Below are 21,300 nucleotides of genomic sequence, written 5' to 3' on the forward strand. Positions count from 1 at the left end.
CCTCTCACTTCCTTCCTTTACTGCCCGTCTGTCATCAGCTTTTTGGCGTGTCCTGCCAGCATATGATCCGGCTGAACTTCCAGCGCTTTGCTGAACATGGATAGTGCTTCTTCGGGCCTGTCTTTAAACACGTATGCCACTCCAAGGTTGTACATGGCATCCGCATGTTTTTGATCCTGCTTCAATACAAGCTCAAACTGCGTCATTGCTTCATCTATGCTGTCTTCTCCTGCCAAACATAAGCCATACTGAAACCGGGCATCTGCATCATCTCCGTTCAATTCTACAGCGCGCTGAAAATAAGGAAGGGCCAGACGAGGCTGATCATCCTGCAAAAGTGACATAGCCAGCATAAAGTAAAGATCAGGATGCTCCATTCCTTTGCGGATTGCCAGATTGAACATTTCTCTTGCTTCCTGGTATTTTTCTTGTTCGTAATAAACGCTTCCTGCTCCATAATAGGAGGTTGCAGTATTTTCGTCTATTTCAATGGCGCGCTTGAAAAACTGAAGTGCCTTTTCCTGTTCATTCACTGCTGAAAGAAGATTGCCGAAATTGACATACAATACAGGATCGTTCGGGGATTCTGCTATTGCCTCTGTAAAGTATTTAGCCGCCTCTTCAATTTTTCCTGCTTGCATCGCCTGAATTCCAAGTTCATTTTTATTCATACTGATTCTCCTTTGTTAGAAAGTAAAAGAAACCTCAACAAATTTGTTGAGGTCTCTTTTATCAGCCCAGATACCAAAGCCTCTCCCCGTTTTTAAACACATCATCAATGGTTCCGCCGCCAAGGCACTCATCTCCGTTATAAAAAACAACTGCCTGTCCCGGTGTGATTGCCCGGATAGGGTTTTTGAATGAAACTTTTGCTGTATCGTTCCCGGTCATCTTGACTGTAACCTCGTTATCCGCCTGGCGGTAACGGAATTTTGCAGTACAGGTGAGTTCACCTTCCGGCTTGCTGTCAGATACCCAGCTCATGTTTACAGCGTTGATAGCGTCGGAATAGAGAACATCATTATCAAACCCCTGGTCAACGTAAAGAATGTTCTTTTCAAGATCCTTTCCTACTGCAAACCAAGGTTCTCCGCTTCCGCCTATGCCTAGCCCATGTCTTTGGCCGATAGTGTAATACATTAAACCGTCATGCTTTCCTTTTACTTCACCATCTAATGTGGTCATCATTCCAGGCTGAGCGGGCAGATATCCGCTTAGAAACTCTTTAAAGTTCCGCTCTCCTATAAAGCAGATGCCTGTGCTGTCTTTTTTAGCAGCAGTTGCAAGTTCTGCTTCCTTTGCAAGTTCACGCACCTTCGGCTTTTCTAAGCCGCCGATTGGAAACATTACTTTTGACAGCTGTTCCTGGCCAAGCTGATTCAGGAAATATGTTTGGTCTTTGTTGTCGTCCAGGCCTCTCAGCATTTTATATTCTCCGTCACGGAATGCAACCTGTGCATAATGCCCGGTTGCAAGATAATCCGCCCCGAGGGAAAGAGCATGTTCCAGGAAAGCTTTAAATTTAATTTCTTTATTACACATCACGTCAGGGTTAGGTGTTCTCCCCGCTTTATATTCATCAAGGAAATAAGTAAAAACTTTTTCCCAATATTGTTTCTCAAAGTTCACGGCATAATAAGGGATGCCAATTTGATTGCAAACCTGTATGACATCATTATAATCTTCAGTTGCTGTACAAACACCGTTTTCATCGGTATCATCCCAGTTTTTCATGAAGATGCCGATCACATCATATCCTTGTTGCTTCAGCAAAAGGGCTGCCACGGAAGAATCAACTCCGCCTGACATGCCCACTACTACACGTGTGTCTTTAGGAGACTTTTGCACGTTCCTCACCTCCTGATTACTTAGCTGCGGTAAGTCTTTTTACAATACCGCAGACTTTCAGCGCTGCTTCTGAAACTGAATTTTTTGTATTGCCAAGTCCAAAACTGAACCTGACTGAAGAAGCAGAGCGTTCTGATTCCTTGCCGAACATGCTGACAAGCACATGCGAAGGATCAACGGAACCCGCCGTGCATGCAGAACCGCTTGAGGCCGCAATACCGGAAAGATCCAGATTCACAAGCAATGATTCAATGTGGGTTCCAGGGAAATACACATTCAAAATATGAGGGAGACTTCTTTCCTCATGTCCGTTTATCTCATAGCGAACTTCTTCAGAATTAAAAACGGAAATCATTTCCTCTTTCAAAGCTTTCAGGCTTTCACGTTTTTCCCCGCGCTCACGCTCAACTATGCTGATCGCTTCATGAAATCCCGCTATTCCTGCCGCATTCTCGGTTCCGGCTCTTCTTTTCAGCTCCTGCTCTCCGCCATATTGGGAAGGCTGCAGCTTGATGCCTTCTTTTGCATAAAGAAAGCCGACACCTTTAGGGCCGTTTATTTTATGAGCAGACACAGACAAAAGATCTGCACCAATTTCTTTTACTTTTATGTCTTCCACTCCATAGGCTTGTACAGCATCTGTGTGAAAAAGAGCTTCATGTTCTTGCAGAAGCGCACCCACTTCTTTTATCGGCTGTATTGTGCCCACTTCATTGTTAGCATACATGATTGATACCAGTATCGTTGAATCCGTCAGGCTGTTTTGAAGATCCTCTAAAGAAATGCTTCCTTCCTCATTTACAGGCAGATATGTTACTTCAAAACCGTTTTTTTCGAGATATTGGCAGGAGTGGAGAACGGCATGATGCTCGATGGCAGTTGTGATGATATGTCTGCCTCTATGCCTGTTCGCCATTGCCGCCCCAATGATTGCCATATTGTCGGCTTCGGTCCCGCCGCTCGTAAAAATGATTTCCGAGGGTTTGCATGAAATGCTTCTGGCCGCAGCGTACCGAGCGTCATCCAGAAATTTCCGGCTTTGCCGTCCAAAAGAGTGTATGCTTGATGGGTTGCCGAAGGTTTCAGCCATATATGACGACATCTTGGAAATAACATCCGGATGAACCGGTGATGTAGCTGCATGGTCCAGATAAATATGCACGTCAAGTCCTCCTTTTCATAACTTAAACTTTACTTAACAGCGTTAAATATAAAACATATATGAATCTTGATTATCATCATCTGAATGACTCGCAAGATCTTCAAGAGTCGTATTATCCAGTACATCTTTTACCGCATCCCGTATGCGGATCCATAGCTCTCTTTTAGCAGGCTCTTCATCTTCCAGACCTTCAACGAGACTGATCGGGCCTTCAAGCACTTTGATGATATCTCCCGCTGTAATACTTTGAGGTTCATTGCCCAGAATATACCCTCCATAAGCTCCTCTTATACTTTTCACAAGCCCGGCATTTCTCAGCGGGGAAATCAGCTGCTCCAGGTAATGCTCGGAAAGGTCATGCGTTTTGGCTATGCTTTTAAGGGATGTCGGCCCTTCTCCGTACTTTCTTGCCAGTTCAATCATAATCGTAAGCCCGTAACGGCCTTTAGTAGAGATTTTCATTTCAACACTCCTACATCTTCTCTTTTATAACACTGTTTGATACATACTCTTCTTGATAAAACAACCGGCGGAGCAATGCGTCAGTGAATTGCTGGCATTGCGGAATCGCAATTCCGGCCAGCGTTCCGATGAACAATGTGCAAATCACTGTCCCGATAAACACGGGTCCGCCGAGCAGCCAGCCGATGAGCAATACAGCAATTTCGATTGTCCTGCGAACCCTGGAAATGCTATAACCCGTTTTTTCAACAAGAGCGATCATCAAACTGTCCCTTGGTCCTGTACCGCAGCGGGCTGAAATGTAGAAAGCCATCCCGTACGCCATAATAACCAATCCGCTGAGCAGCATCGTAATCCGGCCTGTAAACAAAACTGGTGTTTGCAGAAAAGGAACCTGCATATAAAGATCTATAAAAATGCCAACTGTCAGCATGTTCACATATGCTCCAAGCTTTGGAAATTCTCTTGTAAGAATGCTTGACAGAGTGAGGATGAGGGCACCTACTAAAATCGACCAAGTGCCGATTGTCAGGCCTAAAGTGTAAAAAAGGCCGATATGGAGAACATCCCAGGAAGAAGTCCCAAGTCCTGCTCTGATCGTAAAAACAATCCCAAGCGCCATAAGAAGCAGACCGCAAAAATAAATAGACCATCTCAGAAGCATTACATTCAGAAGCCTTTTGCCGGGCTTGATCTCCATGTTTCCATCCCCTTACAAGCAGAAGATTCTACTTCAGCTTCTTTCTGTAAACTTTAGATATTATAGCACAATCTCTGAGCCAGCACAGGAAAAAGACTTCTACTCAGTTTGTGCTGTTTGTTTTAAATTGTTCCAGCTTTTTATAAATAGCAGACAGTCTTTTTTCCTCCCCCGCTTCTATCGGGTGGTAATAGCGGGTCCCTTCGAGCTTGGACGGCAGGTATTCCTGATGAACCCAACCCCCGAACGTGCCAATGGGATAATCATGGGGATATAAGTACCCTGTGTGCCCAAGTGCTGCAGCACCGCTGTAATGGCCGTCACGTAGGTGCTTAGGTATTTCACCTGTTTTACCGCTTCTTATGTCGGATATGGCCTGATCAAGCGCCTTATATGCTGAATTTGATTTTGAAGAAAGACACAATTCCACCACTGCCGCTGCAAGCGGAATTCTGGCTTCAGGAAGACCGAGCCGTTCACTTGCTTCTACAGCCGACAGTACATGTGTACCTGCTGCCGGATTCGCAAGGCCGATATCTTCATAAGCAATGACAAGCAGCCTCCTGTTGACAGCAGTCAGATCTCCATTTTCAAGCAGATGTGCAAGATAATAAAGCGCAGCATCGACATCGCTTCCCCTGATGCTTTTTTGAAAGCTTGACAGCAGATTATAAAAATGAGATCCCTTTTTGTCTCCGTATACGCCCGCTTTGCCGATCATATCTTCAATAACGGAGTCCTCTATGAAAAAGCTGCCTTCAGTTTTCGGGGAAGCATACACGATAGACTCCAGCATAGTCAGAGCCTTTCTGGCATCTCCGTTAGATCCCCCGGCAATTTTCTGGATCTGGTTTTCAGTAATGGAAACAGAAGTTTTGCCAAGACCTTTTTTCTCGTCCTTTAAAGCTCTGTTCAGCAACTGGGCGATATCATCTTCCTCAAGCCTTGTCAGCTGCTTAATCTGCCCGCACCGGCTTCTGATTGCAGGATTCACATCATGAAACGGATTTTCAGTTGTCGCCCCAATCAGAATGATGGAGCCGCTCTCCACATGGGGAAGCAAATAATCCTGCTGAGCTTTATTAAAGCGGTGAATTTCATCTAGGAACAGCAGCACCTTTCCGGTAAGGCGGGTTTCCTCGACAGCAGCCTCAACATCTTTTTTCCCAGAGGTAGTCGCATTCAGGCTGATAAAGGGCAGCTTGGTTGTTCCGGCTATCGCGTGTGCAAGGGAGGTCTTCCCTGTCCCGGGCTCTCCGTATAGAAGCATGGACGGAACAAAGCCGTTTTTTATCATCTTATATAAGCTTGTATGGCTTCCGATAATGTCCTTCTGCCCTGCAATTTCCTCTAATGTCTGCGGTCGCATCCGATATGCAAGCGGTTCGCCGTACATAGTTACGCCTCCCTCGTCTCCTATACTGCTGAGCATTTTTTTTGCTGACACTTACCATCAGCCTCTACATAAAAAGGCAGCTCATCAGCCGCCCCTAGTTTAATCTGAAACTCTTGTCAGTTTAATATCTTTTAACAATTCCATAATAACATGTCCGCCCATAATCAGTCCTGCTACAGAGGGAACAAAAGCATTTGAAGAAGGAGGCATTTTGGCTTTGCGGATTTTTGCCGCATCGTTACCTACGGTTTTGCGCACATCCTCGCGAATGACAATAGGGCTCTCATCCGAGAAAATTACCTGAACGCCTTTGCGGATTCCCTCTTTTCTTAATCTGGTTCTTACAACCTTTGCAATTGGATCTGTATGGCTCTTTGAAATATCCGCAATCTGAAATCTGGTCGGATCTGTCTTATTGGCCGCACCCATGCTTGAAATGATGGGAATTTCCCTTTTTAAGCACTCTTTTATCAAGTGAATTTTATATGAAATCGTATCGGACGCATCAATCACGTAGTCAGGCTGATAGCTGAAAAACTCTTCGTACGTTTCTTCCGTATAAAACATTTTAAGCGAAATCACTTCGCAGTCAGCGTTAATATCTTTTACTCGGTCTCTCATCAAATCAACTTTAGGCTGCCCCACTGTTGACAGCAGCGCATGTATTTGCCGGTTGACATTCGTTATGTCCACGTCGTCCTTATCAACCAAAATTAATCTTCCTACTCCGGAACGTGCAAGTGCCTCAACTGAGAAGGAGCCAACTCCTCCAATGCCGAGAACAGCGACTGTACTGTTTTTTAACGTTTCAATTCCTTCCTTGCCTATGGCAAGCTCATTGCGTGAAAACTGATGCAGCAAATAACTCACTCCAATTTCATGTTTCTATTGTTATAGTATTTCAACTTGTTTTTGTTTTTTTACCTGAAGACGACTATATCATAATTCATTGTAAAAGCAAGGAGGTTTTGAAAGCAACCTTGTATGAAGATGCTGGGAAAAATTAAGAGGAGGTGCAGCAAGGTTCTCATTGAGAACGTCGAAAGAGTGAGCTTTCCATCGTGCGTTGGAGAAATATTACGCAGGGTTTCCGGTTTCACTGGTAACAGTTGCCGGGTGCACCATGGAACATACTGAGGACCTCTGTCAGGTAAATAGGCGTAACATTTCCGCTTATTGCCTAAATTCTTTTAAAATAGCCTCTAATAGCCGGAGTGATTCCGTCTATGAACCTTAAACAGTACAAATAGAAGGTTTTTCATGAGCATAATCGGAATAGTTCCTCTTATTTTGCCTGAAAAAAGCTATTTTCTTCGTTTAAACGGAAAAGCTCCGTTTATTAACTTTCGCGGGGCGCTGGTTTATTGAAGAATACTTTTAAGCACTGAAGAGCTTTACTCTATCCTCAGCCGTTAAAAGAAAAATCTTCCTTGATATAGTTAACAGACAAACGGAGCTCCAATATTTTGGAACTCCGCAAACTAATTGTTTCTATATCCGATCAAATTCATCCGGATCGGCAAACATACGCTGATCCTGATTTAAGGCATTGATTGCGTTTCTGTCTTCTTGAGAAAGCTCAAAATCAAATACATCTGCATTTTCAGCAATCCGTTTTGGGTTTATTGACTTTGGAATTGTGACAACGCCATTTTGAATATCCCAGCGGATGATCACCTGTGCAGTGGATTTATTGTGTTTTTCTGCAATTTCCACCAAAACCGGGTGCTGCAGAAGTCCTCCCTGCATCAATGGAGACCAGGCTTCAAGCTGGATATTGTGCTTTTTACAGAAATCATGCAATTTTCGCTGATTGAACTGCGGATGATATTCAACCTGATTGACCATCGGGGTAATTTCACCTTTTTCGATGACCTCTTCAAGATGATGCACTTTAAAATTACTAACCCCAATGGCACGAACCCTTCCATCCCTATAGAGCTTCTCAAGAGCTCTCCAGGTATCAACATATTTGCCCTCAGAAGGCAGCGGCCAGTGAATCAAATAGAGATCCAAATAGTCTAACCCAAGCTTCTGCAAGCTTTCATCAAAAGCAGCAAGCGTTTCTTCATAGCCATGATGTGAGTTCCAGACTTTTGTGGTGATAAACAATTCTTCTCTCGGAACATTGGATTCAGCAATTGCCTGTCCGACTCCAACTTCATTTCCATATATAGCTGCCGTATCAATGCTTCTGTAGCCGGTTTCCAAAGCGGCCTTGACGGAATTCACAACTTCCTCCCCGTCCTTCACCTTGAAAACACCAAAGCCCAGCCAAGGCATCTTTACGCCGTTATGCAGGGTAGTTGTCTCTTGTACGCTCATCTATCATCTCTCCTTTTATCTCAATTGTGATCGGGTGATAATACATTTACATAATTTCGCCATTTATGAACAGGAGTCCAATCTAGGAGCTTTTTAGCCTTTTCATTATTTAAAAGAGGCTGAAAGCCGCTTAAATTTCTCCTAAAATCTTTTACATTTGGAAAGCATTCTTTCATAAGCTGTTCGCTTTCAATATCCATACTTGTTTCATCCGCACCAATATTCAGCACAACGGAACCTAGTCCTTCCGCCTCAACAGCCAGCCGGTATGCTGATGCTGCATCCCGTGTATCAATATAACTCCACAAAATAGGCTTTCTCTCATGGGGATGATGAATAAAATCTGGAAACTTACTGTACATTTCTGGTGAAATGACATTTCCCAAACGGAAAGATACAACCTGCATGCCCGTTCTGCGGTGAATCATATCAGCGGTTTGCTCATTTACAATTTTCGACAAGCCATAGCTTTCTTCAGGTAACTGCGGATGATCCTCATCGATTGGCACATATTGAGGGTTCAAATTCTGCTTGGAAAAACAGATTCCATAGGAAGACTCACTAGAAGAGATAACCGCTTTTTTTATCCCTAAAGTTCCTGCAGCCTCTAAAACGTTATACGTAGACATGACGTTATTTTGAAAAGTTACTTCGTTTGGGTGTGAATAAGCTACTGGAATTGCAGCAAGATGAACAACTGCATCGGCACCTGCCAAAACCCCATATACTTCTCCAAGGTTTGTTAAATCTGTAATGACTGTCCTGCAAAGCGCTTCCTTAGGATGTTTCACATCAGCATTCACTACCTCATAGCCATGCGCTAAAAATTCTTCTATTACAGCTGAACCAAGTAAGCCGCTTCCGCCTGTTATTACTGCCTTTTTCATTTTCAGCCTCCATCATCAAACTGCTGTGAACAAGACTTTATCATTTACCCTCTTTGTTCATCTAATAAACTAAGTATAATAGTTGTCATCTCTTATTTTCAAGATATTCATATGGGGGCTTTTTTGTATGTAGAGAAAAACCATGTTTTCTCTTCCTCCAATGCAGCAATATGAAAAGAGATCCTTTTAGCACTTTTCACAAAATAAGAGTTTCTGAGCGCAAGCATTGAATATAAAAAACCTGCAATATAAACATTGCAGGTTTTATCAGTAGGTTAGCAGTTATAAATGGAAAAGAAGTCCCAATCGTGCCGTCGCCGTTTCCTTGTTTTGATCCCGCTCACCGCAGGTGGGTGCCCTGTTCCCGATACTCGTAAGTCCTTACAGAATAAGGCATGTACTCCACCGGAAAACTTGGGCTCCCGTATAAAAAATGTTAGGTCAAAACTAGGTGTACAACGAACACATCAGGACTTCCTTTCGTCTTGAAAAAAGAATAACATACTGAATTTTGTATTGCAAGAATTAACCCTTGCAGTTCCGTCGGCCTTTTTTACTGTTTATTAAGCGTTCTTTGAACCTATTTTTTCAGACTTAAAGAAAGTTCGTCCAACTGAGATTCACTTACTTCTCCAGGCGCATTGGTTAATAGGCAGCTCGCGCTGGCCGTCTTTGGAAAGGCAATCGTATCGCGAAGATTTGTACGCCCTGCAAGGAGCATAACAAGCCTATCCAATCCAAGTGCAATTCCACCGTGAGGAGGAGTGCCGTATTCGAAAGCTTCCAGCAGGAATCCGAACTGTTCCTTTGCTTCCTCTTCTGAAAAGCCCAGCAGCTGGAACATTTTTTCCTGAATATCCTTCTCGTATATACGAATGGATCCTCCGCCAAGCTCGTAGCCGTTCAGCACGAGATCATATGCTTGTGCTTTCATTTTTTGAGGTGCACTTTCAAAAAGATTCAGATCTTCTTTCGCCGGCATGGTGAAAGGATGGTGAGCTGCGTAATATCTGTTGTCTTTTTCGTCAAATTCCAAGAGCGGCCAGTCAATCACCCATAGGAAATTGTTTTTTGATTCATCTATCAGACCTAGCTCTCTTCCAAGCTTCAGACGCAGTGCACCAAGAGCATCAGCAACAACTGCAGGTTTATCAGCCACAAACAGAAGAAGATCTCCTGCTTCTGCACCAGCTGCAGAAATCAGCGCTTCCTGCTCCGCTCCAGCAAAGAACTTGGAAATAGGCCCTTTTAAGCCGTCTTCCTCTGCTTTCATCCAGGCCAGACCTTTTGCTCCGTATGCAGAAACAAATTCTGTCAGTGCATCGATATCCTTTCTGGAATAAGAGGCGGCCCCTCCCTTTGCATTAATGAGTTTCACCTGGCCGCCGCCGGAGACAGTGCTTGAAAACACCTTAAACCCGCTTTCGGCAACCATCTCTGACACATCGGTCAACAGCATATCAAACCTTGTATCAGGCTTGTCTGATCCGTATGAGCCCATTGCTTCGTCGTATGTCATCCTTGGAAGTGGAAGCTCTAGCTCTTCCCCTTTTGTTTCTTTCATCACAGCAGCCATCATTTCTTCTGTCAGGCTCATAATATCCTTTTGCTCCATGAATGACATTTCAATATCGATTTGAGTAAACTCAGGCTGTCTGTCCGCACGAAGATCTTCATCTCTGAAACATCTTGCAATTTGATAATAGCGGTCAAAGCCTGAGACCATCAAGAGCTGTTTAAAGATTTGCGGAGATTGAGGCAGCGCATAAAACTCGCCTTCATGCACCCGGCTCGGCACAAGATAATCACGTGCACCTTCAGGCGTGCTTTTTGTCAGGATCGGCGTTTCTACATCAAGAAAGCCTTTATCGTCCAAAAAGGTACGAATGGATTTTGTGACATTATGCCTCATTTTGAATGTATCAAATAAAACCGGCCTTCTTAAATCCAGGTAGCGGTATTTCAGCCTGACATCTTCAGAAACACCTTCAGATTTATTATCTATCTGAAACGGAGGATTTTTAGCCGCATTCAGAATGGTGAGTTTTTCTGCGTGAACTTCCACCTTGCCTGTCGGCAAATTGGGGTTAATTGTTCCTTCCTCACGGGCGACAACTGTTCCCTCAACTTCGAGAACAAATTCGTTTCTGACTTTGTCGGCTGTATTCAGTGCTTCCTGTGAAACATCCGGATTGAAGACTACCTGTATCAAGCCTGTTCTATCCCTGAGATCTGTAAAAATAAGGCCCCCCAGGTCTCTGCGTTTTTGAACCCAGCCTTTTAGTACAATCCTTTCGCCGATGGCGCTTTCTGTTACTTCTCCGCAGTAATTTGTTCTGTCAGCCACTATGTTCTCCTCCTTAGCGTTTCTCCAGCATGTATGCTGATATAGAATCCAACCCTATCTCTTCCTGTTCACCTGTGTCCATATTTTTTACCATGATAGCGCCTTTTGCCAGTTCTTCTTCTCCGAGTATCCCGACAAACCTGGCACTCAGGCGGTCAGCCGCTTTCAGCTGGGCCTTCATTTTTTTATTTTCATAATCCTTTTCTGCTGAGATTCCGGCATTTCTAAGTTCAGCGACCAATGAAACTGAGCGGTCTTTTGCTTCTTCACCCAGCGCAGCTACATAAAAATCAATGCCTTCATCAATTGGCAGCTTTACACCTTCTGCATCCAGTGCTGACAGGAACCTTTCAATACTGAGAGCAAAACCGATTCCCGGGGTTTCAGGGCCGCCAATATCCTCTACCAGCCCGTTATAGCGGCCTCCCCCTGCAAGGGTTGTAATCGCTCCAAACCCGTCGGCATCACTCATAATTTCAAAAGCTGTATGATTGTAATAGTCTAGGCCCCTGACCAGATTCGGGTCAACGGTATAAGCAATACCGAGGGAGTCGAGATAGTACAGGACTTTATCGAAATAAGCTCTGGAGTGCTCATTTAAGTAGTCTAAAATAGCCGGGGCATTTCCCATCAGCTCGTGATCACGATCCTTTTTGCAGTCAAGAATCCTGAGGGGATTTTGCTGAAGCCTGTTTTGGCAGTCTGAACAAAATTCTTCGATTCTTGGCTGAAAGTGGGAAACCAGCGCTTCTTTGTGCGACTTTCTGCTCTCACTGTCTCCAAGGCTGTTAATGACAAGCTTCAGTTTTTTCAGCCCAGTCACTTTATACAGATTCATGGCAAGGGAAATAACTTCCGCATCAATTGCAGGATCATTGCTTCCCAGTGCTTCTACACCAAACTGCACAAACTGCCTGAACCTGCCTGCCTGAGGACGTTCATAGCGGAACATCGGCCCGATATAATAGAGCTTAACGGGCTGCTGAGGAGCTGCGTACATTTTCTTTTCTACAAAAGAGCGAACAGTAGAAGCAGTTCCTTCTGGACGAAGAGTAATGCTTCTGCCTTTTCTATCTTCAAAGGTGTACATTTCTTTTTGGACAATGTCTGTTGTTTCTCCTACTCCTCTGAGAAAAAGTTCAGTGTGTTCAAAAACAGGAGTCCGAATCTCCTTATATTGAAAGCTTTTGCAAAGCTCTCTTGCTTTTTCCTCGATATACTGCCATCGTTCAACTTCGCCAGGCAGAATATCCTGTGTACCTCTTGGAATTTGAAATGCCATTCTAAGTCTCCTCCATTTTTTCCTGTGTAATATAGGGCGTTTCCGCATATTTTGCTGCTTTATATGTAACGGGTTTGCTGAAAAGATAGGGCAGGATATTCACATACCATTCACCCGCTGCTTGCTATTGATTCCTGTCATTCACCTCTCTGCATCAAGCGAGGTGCTGGCTGATACAGGAATCAGCCAAATAAAAAAACTCCCACCCCTACTAAAAAGTAGGGACGAGAGTTTATACCCGTGGTGCCACCCTAGTTGAAGCAGGCAGATACGCCGCTTCCACTCAAACAGTTAACGCCTGCAACGTCCTTTTCCTAATAGGCGCCTGCCTTTCAGAAAGAAACCTAAGGAGTGTTGTTTCACGATGTCATCATGCAGAAATGCTTTCAGCCCGGGCATTTCTTCTCTGATCATGTGTAATCACCATTACTCTTCTCCATCTTTGGTTCACTATTATGTATCATTAGAATTTCTCTTATCATACGAAGACAGCAGGTTTATGTCAAGAGCGATTCATATGTTTTTTTAAATTCTTAACATCCCTGAGCGATAACCCAAACTCTGAAGCAAGCTCATAGGAGTCTGAGCGCTGTTCTTTCGCTATAAAGTCATGAAGATCCATTCCAAATACATCCATTGAGCTTGTCTGGGACTGCTCGCCTTTAGCACTGTATCTCATTTCATCGGACTTCCTTTCTCGTTCTTCTCATTCCTATCCTTCCCAGAACTTAAAAAAATATTTCATTTCAATCAAGGAAAGTTGCCACAATAAATAGAATTGTTTTGATATAATACATCTTTGAAAAGGAGGGGAGATTTTGAGAAAAAAAAGTATATGGTTTCTATGCTTCATGCTGGCTGCCGGCCTTTTCCACACACAGCCGCTGACCATAAAAGCCGAAGAGGGCAGTCTCACGATTGCAGCCGAAAATGTGCATGTTAGAAGCGGTCCCGGCACCTCTTATTCTCTTATTGCAAAAGTGGAAAAAGGCCGGGAGTATGCAGTTGTAGAACGAAAACAAAACTGGACAAAAATCAGGCTCAGCAGTGGAAAATCAGGCTGGGTAGCCAATTGGCTGACTTCCTCGCCCAGAGGTCAGGAGCAATACGTGCAAACGGCTGCTGATGACTTGCGAATACGAAGCGGAGCAGGCTCCAAGTACGATGTCATTGGAACTCTTGCCAAAGGCCGGAAAGCAAAAGTGCTTAACCGTCAGGGTGACTGGGTGAAGGTGGCGCAAGGCGGGACAGAAGGGTGGGTAGCTGCAGAGTATGTAAACTTAGGAAAAACAGCAGCTGAACCAATTTCAGTCCAAAGCACAGCAACCGTCAATGCTTCATCCCTGAATATCCGTCAGGCTCCTGATACAGCCAGCAGCATTGAGGGCTCTGCTGCAAGAAATGAAACTGTGCAGGTACTAGCTCAAAACGGTGAGTGGTCACAGATCAAAAAAGGAAACAGCATATCCGGCTGGGTTTTGACAAAATATCTATCATCTGGAAAAGCCGGCGAAAAGCTTCCTGAAAATTCAACTGGGCAGTCTGGAAAAGTTACTGCAGGAGGATTGAAAGTAAGAGAATCTTCCTCACTGTCAGGGAAGGTAAAGTTTACCCTTCCAAAAGGAGCAAAAGTGACTGTTCTCGACAGTTCAGGGGACTGGCTTTATATTGAGCATGATGGAAACAAAGGCTGGACAGCAGGCTGGTATGTCAGCACTTCTTCTTCCAGCAAAGTACAGCCGGAAATAAACACGGTAACCATTACAGGAAGCGGCACAAATATCCGTAAGGGCCCTGATACTTCAAGCAGCATAGCTCATATTGCCGCGGCTGGCGAAACTTTTTCAGTACTGGGAAAAGATGGGGACTGGCTGAAGGTTGAGCTTCCTCAGGGAGGAGCAGGCTTTGTAGCGAGCTGGGTAATCGGAAACAGCCAGCCAAAGGAAACTGCGGCAGCAAAAAACAGCAGCCCGGGCCTCTCCAGCAAAACAATCGTAATCGATCCAGGTCATGGCGGAAGAGATGGCGGGGCAGTTGGCACAAGAGGAACGCTTGAAAAAGATCTTACTCTGAAGACCGCAAAGCTTGTTTATGATAAATTAAAGGCATCCGGAGCAGATGTGCATCTGACAAGAAGTCAGGATACATATATCAGTTTACCTGCGCGAGCTGCAGCATCACATTACCGAAATGCAGATGCGTTTATCAGCATTCACTATGACAGCAGCACTGACTCCCGTGTTCACGGGCTCACAACTTATTATTATTCTGCTGCGGACAAGCCCCTGGCAAGCAGCATTCATAATCAGCTGGTCAAAAGAACGTCATCCAAAAGTTTGGGCATCAGGCATGGAGACTTTCATGTAATCAGAGAAAACAACCGTCCCTCCGTGCTGTTGGAGCTAGGCTTTCTCAGCAATCCGAATGAAGAACTCTCCATTCACTCCGCGTCCTACCAAGAACAGGTATCACAAGCAATCTATTATGGATTGACTGGATATTTGAACTAGAAAAGCGGAAAGCGCCCGTTCAGCGGCGACAAGCATAAGACGGTTTGGGCATGAGGTCGTTTTTTGACCTCTTGACCAAAATGGCTTATGACCTCGAGCCGTTGGCGCCTGGAGCTGGACAATGTAGAAAAGCGGAAGGCGCCTTACTAAGGAAGTCATGCTAAGATCGCCACGTCCTGTGGCAACGCATGACTGTCCGACGTCCTGTCAGGCTGCGACAAGCATAAGATGGCTTGGACGTAAGGGCGCTTTTTGCCCTTATGGCCTAGACAGCTTATGACCTCGAGCGGCTGGCCGGTGGAGCTGGACAATGTAGAAAAGCGGAGGCAGCTTGCTCAGGCCCGACAAGCATAAGACAAGCTGGAATGAAGGTTGTTCTTTAACCTTCAGGCCGGATTGGCTTATGACCTCGAGGGCCTAGCTGTTGGAGCTGAAAAATGTAGAAAAGCTGAAGTCTTCCGAATACAACTTTCATAAGCAATAATAAAGGCCAGGCAGCATGCCTGGCTTTAAAAGTATCTTCTTATGAATTTCTGTCTTCACTGTTCAGCAGCAGTGTAACAGGTCCATCGTTTGTAAACTGTACGTCCATCATTGCGCCGAAGATTCCCGTTTGCACTTCTGTACCCTTTTCCTTTAGCTTTTCGTTGAAATAATCGTAAAGTTCCTTGGCATATTGAGGTTTTGCTGCAGCCATAAAATTAGGCCGCCTCCCCTTCCTGCAATCTCCGTACAATGTGAATTGAGAGACTGAAAGGATATCCAGTCCTACATTCAGCAGGGAGAGATTCATTTTGCCTGATTCATCTTCAAATATGCGGAGATTCACAATCTTTTCTGCAAGGTAATCTGCATCCTGCTGTGTATCATCATGGGTAATTCCGACAAGAAGCAAAAGCCCCGCAGAAATTTCTCCAACTATTTCTCCGTCAACCATCACTTTTGCCTCTTTGGATCTTTGTAAAACAATCCTCAAGAAAAACGCCCTCTCTAATTCAATATTCTGCGAACAGAATAAATGTCTGATAATTGTTTAATCCGTTCCACTACCTTATGAAGATGACTAATATTTTGAATAGAAATAGCCATATGAATGGTTGCCACTTTATTACGGTCAGAGCGGCCGGAAACAGATGAGATATTCGTTTTCGTTTCATTCACCGCCTGCAGCACTTCATTCAGCAAGCCTCTTCTGTCAAAGCCGAGGATTTCTATCTCAACATTATATTCCTTTCGCCCGGCAGACTGATGATGCTCCCACTCAACCGGAATCAGCCGCTCGTGGGCTGCTTCGGCTATCACATTGGGGCAGTCCTCCCTGTGTACGGAAACGCCTCTGCCTTTTGTAATAAATCCGACAATTTCGTCACCCGGAACAGGGTTGCAGCATTTCGACAGCCTGATTAGAAGATTGTCGATTCCTTTCACCCTGACGCCGGAATCTCTTTTTCTTGCTGTGCTGTACTGCTTAACTTCAGACACCATTTCATCAAGCTGTTTTTCCTGCTCCTGGTCTCTTTGCTTGCGCCACTTTTCAGTGAGCCTGTTGGCTACCTGCAGTGCTGTAATTCCGTTGTATCCAACTGCTGCATACATATCTTCTTCATGAGTAAAGTTGAATTTCTCAAACACTCTTTTCAAATTATCGGAGGTTAGTACTTCCTTCAATTCAAAATCCATGTTTTTAATTTCTTTTTCGACAAGCTCTTTGCCCTTATCGACATTTTCATCACGGCGCTGCTTTTTAAAGAACTGCCTGATTTTATTTTTAGCCTGTGACGTTTGAGCCAGCTTCAGCCAGTCCTGGCTGGGACCGTAAGAATGCTTGGAAGTCAGGATTTCAATGATATCCCCGGTTTTCAGTTTATAATCGAGCGTTACCATTTTGCCGTTCACTTTGGCACCAATTGTTTTGTTGCCGATTTCTGAATGAATTCTATAGGCGAAATCAATTGGGACAGACCCTGAAGGAAGTTCAATTACATCCCCTTTGGGCGTGAAAATGAACACCATATCTGAAAACAGATCAATCTTTAAAGATTCCATAAATTCCTCAGCATTTGTAGCGTCATTTTGGAATTCAAGAATTTCCCGGAACCATGTCAATTTTTGTTCTAACGTAGCTTTGGTTTCTGTTTCTTTTCCTTCTTTATAAGCCCAGTGTGCAGCAATTCCATACTCTGCAATCTCGTGCATTTCTTCCGTGCGGATTTGAACTTCAAGAGGATCTCCCTTCGGACCAATTACAGTCGTATGAAGGGATTGATACATATTCGGCTTCGGCATCGCGATATAATCCTTAAATCTGCCCGGCATCGGTTTCCAGCACGTATGAATGATGCCTAGAACGGCATAGCAGTCTTTAATGCTGTTCACGATAATCCGGACTGCGAGAAGATCATAAATTTCATTGAACTGCTTATTTTGCAGCACCATTTTTCGGTATATGCTGTAAATATGCTTAGGACGACCCGAAAAATCAGCTTTAATATTTACTTCACTGACCCTGCTGCGCACTTCATCCACTACACCGTCCAGATACTGCTCCCGCTCTGCTCGTTTCTTTTTCATTAAGTTAACAATGCGGTAATATTGCTGAGGATTTAAATATCTTAAAGCAGTATCCTCAAGCTCCCACTTTATTTTGGAGATCCCCAGGCGATGTGCCAGAGGAGCAAATATTTCAAGCGTTTCATTGGAGATTCTGCGCTGTTTTTCCTGCGGAAGATGCTTCAGTGTACGCATATTATGCAGCCTGTCCGCCAGCTTAATCAGGATCACCCGGATATCCTGGGCCATCGCAACAAACATTTTTCGATGATTTTCAGCCTGCTGTTCTTCCTGAGATTTATATTTAATCTTCCCAAGCTTCGTTACACCGTCCACCAGCATCGCCGTTTCATCATTAAAAGCCTTTCTGATATCATCCAGCGTTACATCGGTATCCTCTACAACATCATGCAGAAAACCTCCGGCAATGGTTGCAGGATCCATTTCCAGGTCAACCAAGATGCCCGCCACCTGTATTGGATGAATGATATAAGGCTCACCCGATTTGCGGAACTGTTCTTTGTGAGCATCCTCAGCAAAGGAGCAGGCCCGCTGTATAAAGTTTATATGTTCATCAGAAAGATAATGCCGGGCATTGTCGATTACCTGTTCTGCAGTCAATACTTTGTCATTTGCCATTCCATCACCTGATTCCAGTGGTTCTGATACCGATATCATACGGTATGAACGTACCTTATTTCCGAAAATAAACAATCAGTAAAATATTGTAAGCAACGAGATTGTACCTTGCTGCTTTATAAATTGTTTTAATTTTATTATTGTCATTATTATCATGAAAAAAGCTTCACTTGTAAAGAGCCAGACTGGATAATTTGCGGACCAATATATGGTCCTCTGCCCCTTCGGCAGTTATTTATAGAAAAAAAGCACCCTTTTGGAGTGCTTTCTGTTTAGAAAATTAATACTTCATAAGTGTTAATACATCGTAGCCTTCAAGCTTGGACCTGCCCTCAAGATAGGTTAGCTCAATCAGGAAAGCAATGCCGGCTACAACTCCGCCGAGCGATTCAACAAGCTTGATTGTTGCTTCAATGGTTCCGCCAGTAGCCAGCAGGTCATCTGTAATCAAGACTCTTTGCCCCGGCTTGATGGCATCCTTATGAATTGTCAGTACGTCCTTCCCGTACTCCAAACCATAGTCTACACGAATGACATCACGCGGAAGCTTGCCTTCTTTTCTTACAGGGGCAAAGCCCACTTCAAGCGCATAGGCAACCGGGCAGCCAATGATAAAGCCGCGGGCTTCAGGGCCGACAACAAGGTCGATCTGCTGTTTGTTAGCATATTCTACGATCTGGTCAGTAGCATACTTGTATGCTTGGCCGTTATCCATAAGGGTTGTGATATCTTTAAATTGGATACCTTCCTTTGGATAGTTCGGGACCACGGTAATAAATTTCTTTAAGTCCATCTGACTATTGTCCTCCTCATACATTCAAGAGCATTGAAGATTGTTTCATATTTTCCTCAAACCACTGTTTTAATTCAAGATATGATGTATAAAGCAGCATTTTCTCTAATTCAACCTTATGCTGTCTCTGAGAATATGTCTTTGACTTCATCAAGTCTCTTTTCTTTACTTCATCCGCAATGGATATAACACCATTCTCTATTGTAACAAAATCCAGTTCAAAAAACACTCTCGACATAAAATCAACGGTGTCTTTTGACCAGCCTTTATGCTTGGCAAGAAGTTCTCCGTTTTGTTTTAAATTGAAAGGCGATTTTTTCACAAGGAAAGAATAAAACCATTTAAAATGTTCGCGATTCGGCTGCGTTGAAAAGAAAGCATCTTCATGCTGATTAAATATAGCATAAACTCTTTGAGGTAAACCACTATGAAATAAATATTTCACAAGGTCCAGCTCATCAGGGGTATCAAATAATACAGCATATTTGCCTGAGATATCAGCGTGAATGGCTGCTTCTTTTGTATCTGCCAGCAGGGGATGATATCCCAGCTGCAGCAGCCTGTTATAATTCTCCTTTTGAAATGTAATAAGAGCCCGCTTTTCCGGAGATATGCTGCCCGCAAGTTTTTCCGGATCTCTTGCCCCTCTCCAGTCAAATAACTGCCATTGATCAATAGCTAAATCATGGAGCATCAGCTGCGGCTTTCTCCTATTGTTCCATTCATTTACCGACAATTCACCAATCACAGATACTTTAGACAGCGGCGCCATTTCTTCATACAGAGATCCAAAACCGAATCCGATGCAATCTAACAGAGCTTGTTCTTCCTTCAGAACAAGTTTGATGTGAGATGAATCCGATCCTATTCTTTTTGCATTCTCAACTAGGACATCTGATAAGTGAACTACAGGTTTAGGGTTGCCCATCCCGAATGGAGCAAGCAGGTTCAACTCTTCAATGGTGCTGATTGTAACTTCTTCCAGCGAACAGGAAATATCCACCTTTGAGATTGGCACCAAATCCTCAGGAGTAAGCTTGCTTTTTGCTGCCACAGAAAGCCTGCTTCTTAGTTCCCCAACGTCCTCCTGTTTTAAAGTCATTCCCGCAGCCATTGGATGTCCTCCAAAGTGAGGAAGAATATCCCTGCACTGTGACAAGTTGGCGAACAGGTCAAAGCCCTCAATACTTCTAGCCGACCCTTTTGCATTGCCTGTTTCAGGGTCAATGCTCAACACAATTGCGGGCCTGTAAAACTTGTCGACCAGCCTCGAAGCCACAATTCCTACAACACCTGCATTCCAGTTTTCCTGGGCAATAACCAGTACCGGATTCTCATCCACGGGATAATTTTGTTCAACATGCTGTATTGCTTCTTCAGTCATACTGCTGACAAGCTTTTGTCTTTCTTTATTCATAGTATCCACTTGTTCCGCAAGTGCAGCAGCAGCCTCTGGATCCTTTGTCATGAGCAGGTCTACAGCAGGATCTGCTGCCCCCAGCCTTCCGACTGCATTGATGCGCGGACCTATAGCAAACCCGATGGTTTCTTCATTTACTGAGTCAAGAGAGGTCCCTGAAAGCTTCAGCAAAGCTTTCAAGCCCGGTCGAACCGTCCGTCTGAGCTCACCTATCCCTCTTGAAGCAATTAAACGGTTCTCGCCATGAAGAGGCACCAAGTCTGCAATTGTACCAATTGCAGCCACTTCCAAGAGTTCTTCAGGAATTTCACCAAGCAGTGCAGAAGCAAGCTTCAAAGCCACACCTGCTCCAGCCAGTTCTTTAAATGGATAAAAACAGCCTTCTTGTTTAGGATGTATGATGGCCAGTGCTTCCGGAAGCACCGGACCCGGCTCATGATGATCCGTTATAATTAAGTCCATACCAAGCTCTCTTGCCAATGAAGCTTCATTTACGGCAGCAATTCCCGTATCAACTGTTATGATTAGAGAACAGCCCTTTTCTTTCAGCTTTCGAAAAGCCCCTTCATTGGGTCCGTATCCTTCTGTAAAACGGTTGGGTATATAAAATTCGGCGATTGCACCGAGTTTCCGTAAAGTCTCCAGCATAATTGTCGTGCTGCTCACTCCGTCGGCGTCATAATCTCCATAAATCACAATCTGTTCAGAATTGCTGACAGCTTTTTTAATGCGGGATACTGCCTCTTCCATTCCTTTCATGAGGAATGGATCAAGAAAGGGCTGTTTTTCAGTATGTAAAAACTGTTCAGCAGCTTCTGCTGAATGTATTCCCCGATTGACCAGCAAGGCAGATACCAAAGATGACAGCTTCAGCTTGTCACAAAGCTCATTCGCCTTTTCCGAATCTGCTTCAGCTAAAGACCACCTCTTTTTAGGTTTTAACATAAATTCACCCCTCAACCACACTATTATACAAAAG

Annotated in this window: 17 protein-coding genes, 1 other RNA gene and 1 other annotated feature; of the genes, 1 reads left to right on the forward strand and 17 read right to left on the reverse strand. The window is 44.2% G+C overall.

Going from position 1 to position 21,300, the window contains the following annotated elements; genetic code table 11:
* Nucleotides 1-17: 17 nt before the first annotated feature.
* From GJU40_RS04240 to GJU40_RS20665, 13 genes are all read right to left on the reverse strand, one after another.
* Entirely contained in the window at nt 18-671 is a 654-nt protein-coding gene (locus tag GJU40_RS04240) for a tetratricopeptide repeat protein (protein WP_154306505.1), read from the reverse strand.
* A gap of 61 nt (nt 672-732) precedes the next feature.
* Nucleotides 733-1,848, reverse strand: coding sequence for a tRNA 2-thiouridine(34) synthase MnmA (gene mnmA, locus GJU40_RS04245; RefSeq protein WP_343031384.1), 1,116 nt, complete (start codon nt 1,846-1,848; stop codon nt 733-735).
* 16 nt (nt 1,849-1,864) lie between these two features.
* Nucleotides 1,865-3,010 (reverse strand): cysteine desulfurase family protein, encoded by a 1,146-nt coding sequence (locus GJU40_RS04250; RefSeq protein WP_343031385.1) that lies wholly within the window; start codon nt 3,008-3,010, stop codon nt 1,865-1,867.
* 42 nt (nt 3,011-3,052) lie between these two features.
* Nucleotides 3,053-3,472, reverse strand: a complete 420-nt coding sequence (gene cymR, locus GJU40_RS04255) for a cysteine metabolism transcriptional regulator CymR (protein ID WP_154306506.1) — start codon at nt 3,470-3,472, stop codon at nt 3,053-3,055.
* A 10-nt stretch (nt 3,473-3,482) separates the two neighbouring features.
* On the reverse strand, nt 3,483-4,172 hold the full coding sequence (locus GJU40_RS04260) for a YczE/YyaS/YitT family protein (RefSeq protein ID WP_246188265.1): 690 nt from the start codon (nt 4,170-4,172) through the stop codon (nt 3,483-3,485).
* A gap of 103 nt (nt 4,173-4,275) precedes the next feature.
* Nucleotides 4,276-5,568, reverse strand: coding sequence for a replication-associated recombination protein A (locus GJU40_RS04265; protein WP_154306576.1), 1,293 nt, complete (start codon nt 5,566-5,568; stop codon nt 4,276-4,278).
* 99 nt (nt 5,569-5,667) lie between these two features.
* On the reverse strand, nt 5,668-6,429 hold the full coding sequence (locus tag GJU40_RS04270; protein WP_154306507.1) for a tRNA threonylcarbamoyladenosine dehydratase: 762 nt from the start codon (nt 6,427-6,429) through the stop codon (nt 5,668-5,670).
* Nucleotides 6,430-7,059: 630 nt separating this feature from the next.
* Nucleotides 7,060-7,893 carry an aldo/keto reductase gene (locus tag GJU40_RS04275; protein WP_154306508.1) on the reverse strand — a complete coding sequence of 278 codons (834 nt, stop codon included), beginning with the start codon at nt 7,891-7,893 and terminating at the stop codon, nt 7,060-7,062.
* Nucleotides 7,894-7,913: 20 nt separating this feature from the next.
* Nucleotides 7,914-8,780, reverse strand: coding sequence for an NAD-dependent epimerase/dehydratase family protein (locus GJU40_RS04280; RefSeq protein WP_154306509.1), 867 nt, complete (start codon nt 8,778-8,780; stop codon nt 7,914-7,916).
* 295 nt (nt 8,781-9,075) lie between these two features.
* A non-coding RNA gene (gene ssrS, locus GJU40_RS04285) (6S RNA) lies at nt 9,076-9,257 on the reverse strand.
* Between the two features lie 103 nt (nt 9,258-9,360).
* On the reverse strand, nt 9,361-11,127 hold the full coding sequence (gene aspS / locus GJU40_RS04290; RefSeq protein ID WP_343031386.1) for an aspartate--tRNA ligase: 1,767 nt from the start codon (nt 11,125-11,127) through the stop codon (nt 9,361-9,363).
* A 13-nt stretch (nt 11,128-11,140) separates the two neighbouring features.
* Nucleotides 11,141-12,409 (reverse strand): histidine--tRNA ligase, encoded by a 1,269-nt coding sequence (hisS, locus tag GJU40_RS04295; protein WP_154306510.1) that lies wholly within the window; start codon nt 12,407-12,409, stop codon nt 11,141-11,143.
* Between the two features lie 217 nt (nt 12,410-12,626).
* Nucleotides 12,627-12,861: a binding site (T-box leader), on the reverse strand.
* A gap of 50 nt (nt 12,862-12,911) precedes the next feature.
* Nucleotides 12,912-13,088, reverse strand: coding sequence for a hypothetical protein (locus GJU40_RS20665; protein WP_170289320.1), 177 nt, complete (start codon nt 13,086-13,088; stop codon nt 12,912-12,914).
* 139 nt (nt 13,089-13,227) lie between these two features.
* Between GJU40_RS20665 and GJU40_RS04300 the strand changes: the two genes are divergently transcribed.
* Entirely contained in the window at nt 13,228-14,919 is a 1,692-nt protein-coding gene (locus tag GJU40_RS04300) for an N-acetylmuramoyl-L-alanine amidase family protein (RefSeq protein ID WP_154306511.1), read from the forward strand.
* Nucleotides 14,920-15,442: 523 nt separating this feature from the next.
* Here the strand turns inward: GJU40_RS04300 and dtd are convergent.
* The 4 genes from dtd to recJ all read right to left on the reverse strand — a co-directional run bounded on the left by dtd (nt 15,443) and on the right by recJ (nt 21,266).
* Nucleotides 15,443-15,895 carry a D-aminoacyl-tRNA deacylase gene (dtd, locus tag GJU40_RS04305; protein WP_154306512.1) on the reverse strand — a complete coding sequence of 151 codons (453 nt, stop codon included), beginning with the start codon at nt 15,893-15,895 and terminating at the stop codon, nt 15,443-15,445.
* Between the two features lie 14 nt (nt 15,896-15,909).
* Nucleotides 15,910-18,108: a RelA/SpoT family protein gene (locus tag GJU40_RS04310; protein ID WP_154306513.1), complete on the reverse strand. Its 2,199-nt coding sequence runs from the start codon at nt 18,106-18,108 to the stop codon at nt 15,910-15,912.
* 280 nt (nt 18,109-18,388) lie between these two features.
* On the reverse strand, nt 18,389-18,901 hold the full coding sequence (locus GJU40_RS04315; RefSeq protein WP_154306514.1) for an adenine phosphoribosyltransferase: 513 nt from the start codon (nt 18,899-18,901) through the stop codon (nt 18,389-18,391).
* Between the two features lie 16 nt (nt 18,902-18,917).
* Nucleotides 18,918-21,266, reverse strand: coding sequence for a single-stranded-DNA-specific exonuclease RecJ (gene recJ / locus GJU40_RS04320; protein ID WP_154306515.1), 2,349 nt, complete (start codon nt 21,264-21,266; stop codon nt 18,918-18,920).
* Between the last annotated feature and the right edge of the window lie 34 nt (nt 21,267-21,300).

It is taken from the genome of Metabacillus lacus, assembly GCF_009674805.1.
Lineage (GTDB): Bacteria > Bacillota > Bacilli > Bacillales > Bacillaceae > Metabacillus_C > Metabacillus_C lacus.

What these genes read in the sequence shown, in the direction of transcription:
- hisS (WP_154306510.1), bottom strand. Translation starts at nt 12,409, where the DNA reads ATGGCATTTCAAATTCCAAGAGGTACACAGGATATTCTGCCTGGCGAA.
- GJU40_RS04310 (WP_154306513.1), bottom strand. Translation starts at nt 18,108, where the DNA reads ATGGCAAATGACAAAGTATTGACTGCAGAACAGGTAATCGACAATGCC.
- GJU40_RS04275 (WP_154306508.1), bottom strand. Translation starts at nt 7,893, where the DNA reads ATGAGCGTACAAGAGACAACTACCCTGCATAACGGCGTAAAGATGCCT.
- recJ (WP_154306515.1), bottom strand. Translation starts at nt 21,266, where the DNA reads ATGTTAAAACCTAAAAAGAGGTGGTCTTTAGCTGAAGCAGATTCGGAA.
- GJU40_RS04260 (WP_246188265.1), bottom strand. Translation starts at nt 4,172, where the DNA reads ATGGAGATCAAGCCCGGCAAAAGGCTTCTGAATGTAATGCTTCTGAGA.
- GJU40_RS20665 (WP_170289320.1), bottom strand. Translation starts at nt 13,088, where the DNA reads ATGAGATACAGTGCTAAAGGCGAGCAGTCCCAGACAAGCTCAATGGAT.
- GJU40_RS04265 (WP_154306576.1), bottom strand. Translation starts at nt 5,568, where the DNA reads ATGTACGGCGAACCGCTTGCATATCGGATGCGACCGCAGACATTAGAG.
- GJU40_RS04315 (WP_154306514.1), bottom strand. Translation starts at nt 18,901, where the DNA reads ATGGACTTAAAGAAATTTATTACCGTGGTCCCGAACTATCCAAAGGAA.
- GJU40_RS04280 (WP_154306509.1), bottom strand. Translation starts at nt 8,780, where the DNA reads ATGAAAAAGGCAGTAATAACAGGCGGAAGCGGCTTACTTGGTTCAGCT.
- GJU40_RS04240 (WP_154306505.1), bottom strand. Translation starts at nt 671, where the DNA reads ATGAATAAAAATGAACTTGGAATTCAGGCGATGCAAGCAGGAAAAATT.
- cymR (WP_154306506.1), bottom strand. Translation starts at nt 3,472, where the DNA reads ATGAAAATCTCTACTAAAGGCCGTTACGGGCTTACGATTATGATTGAA.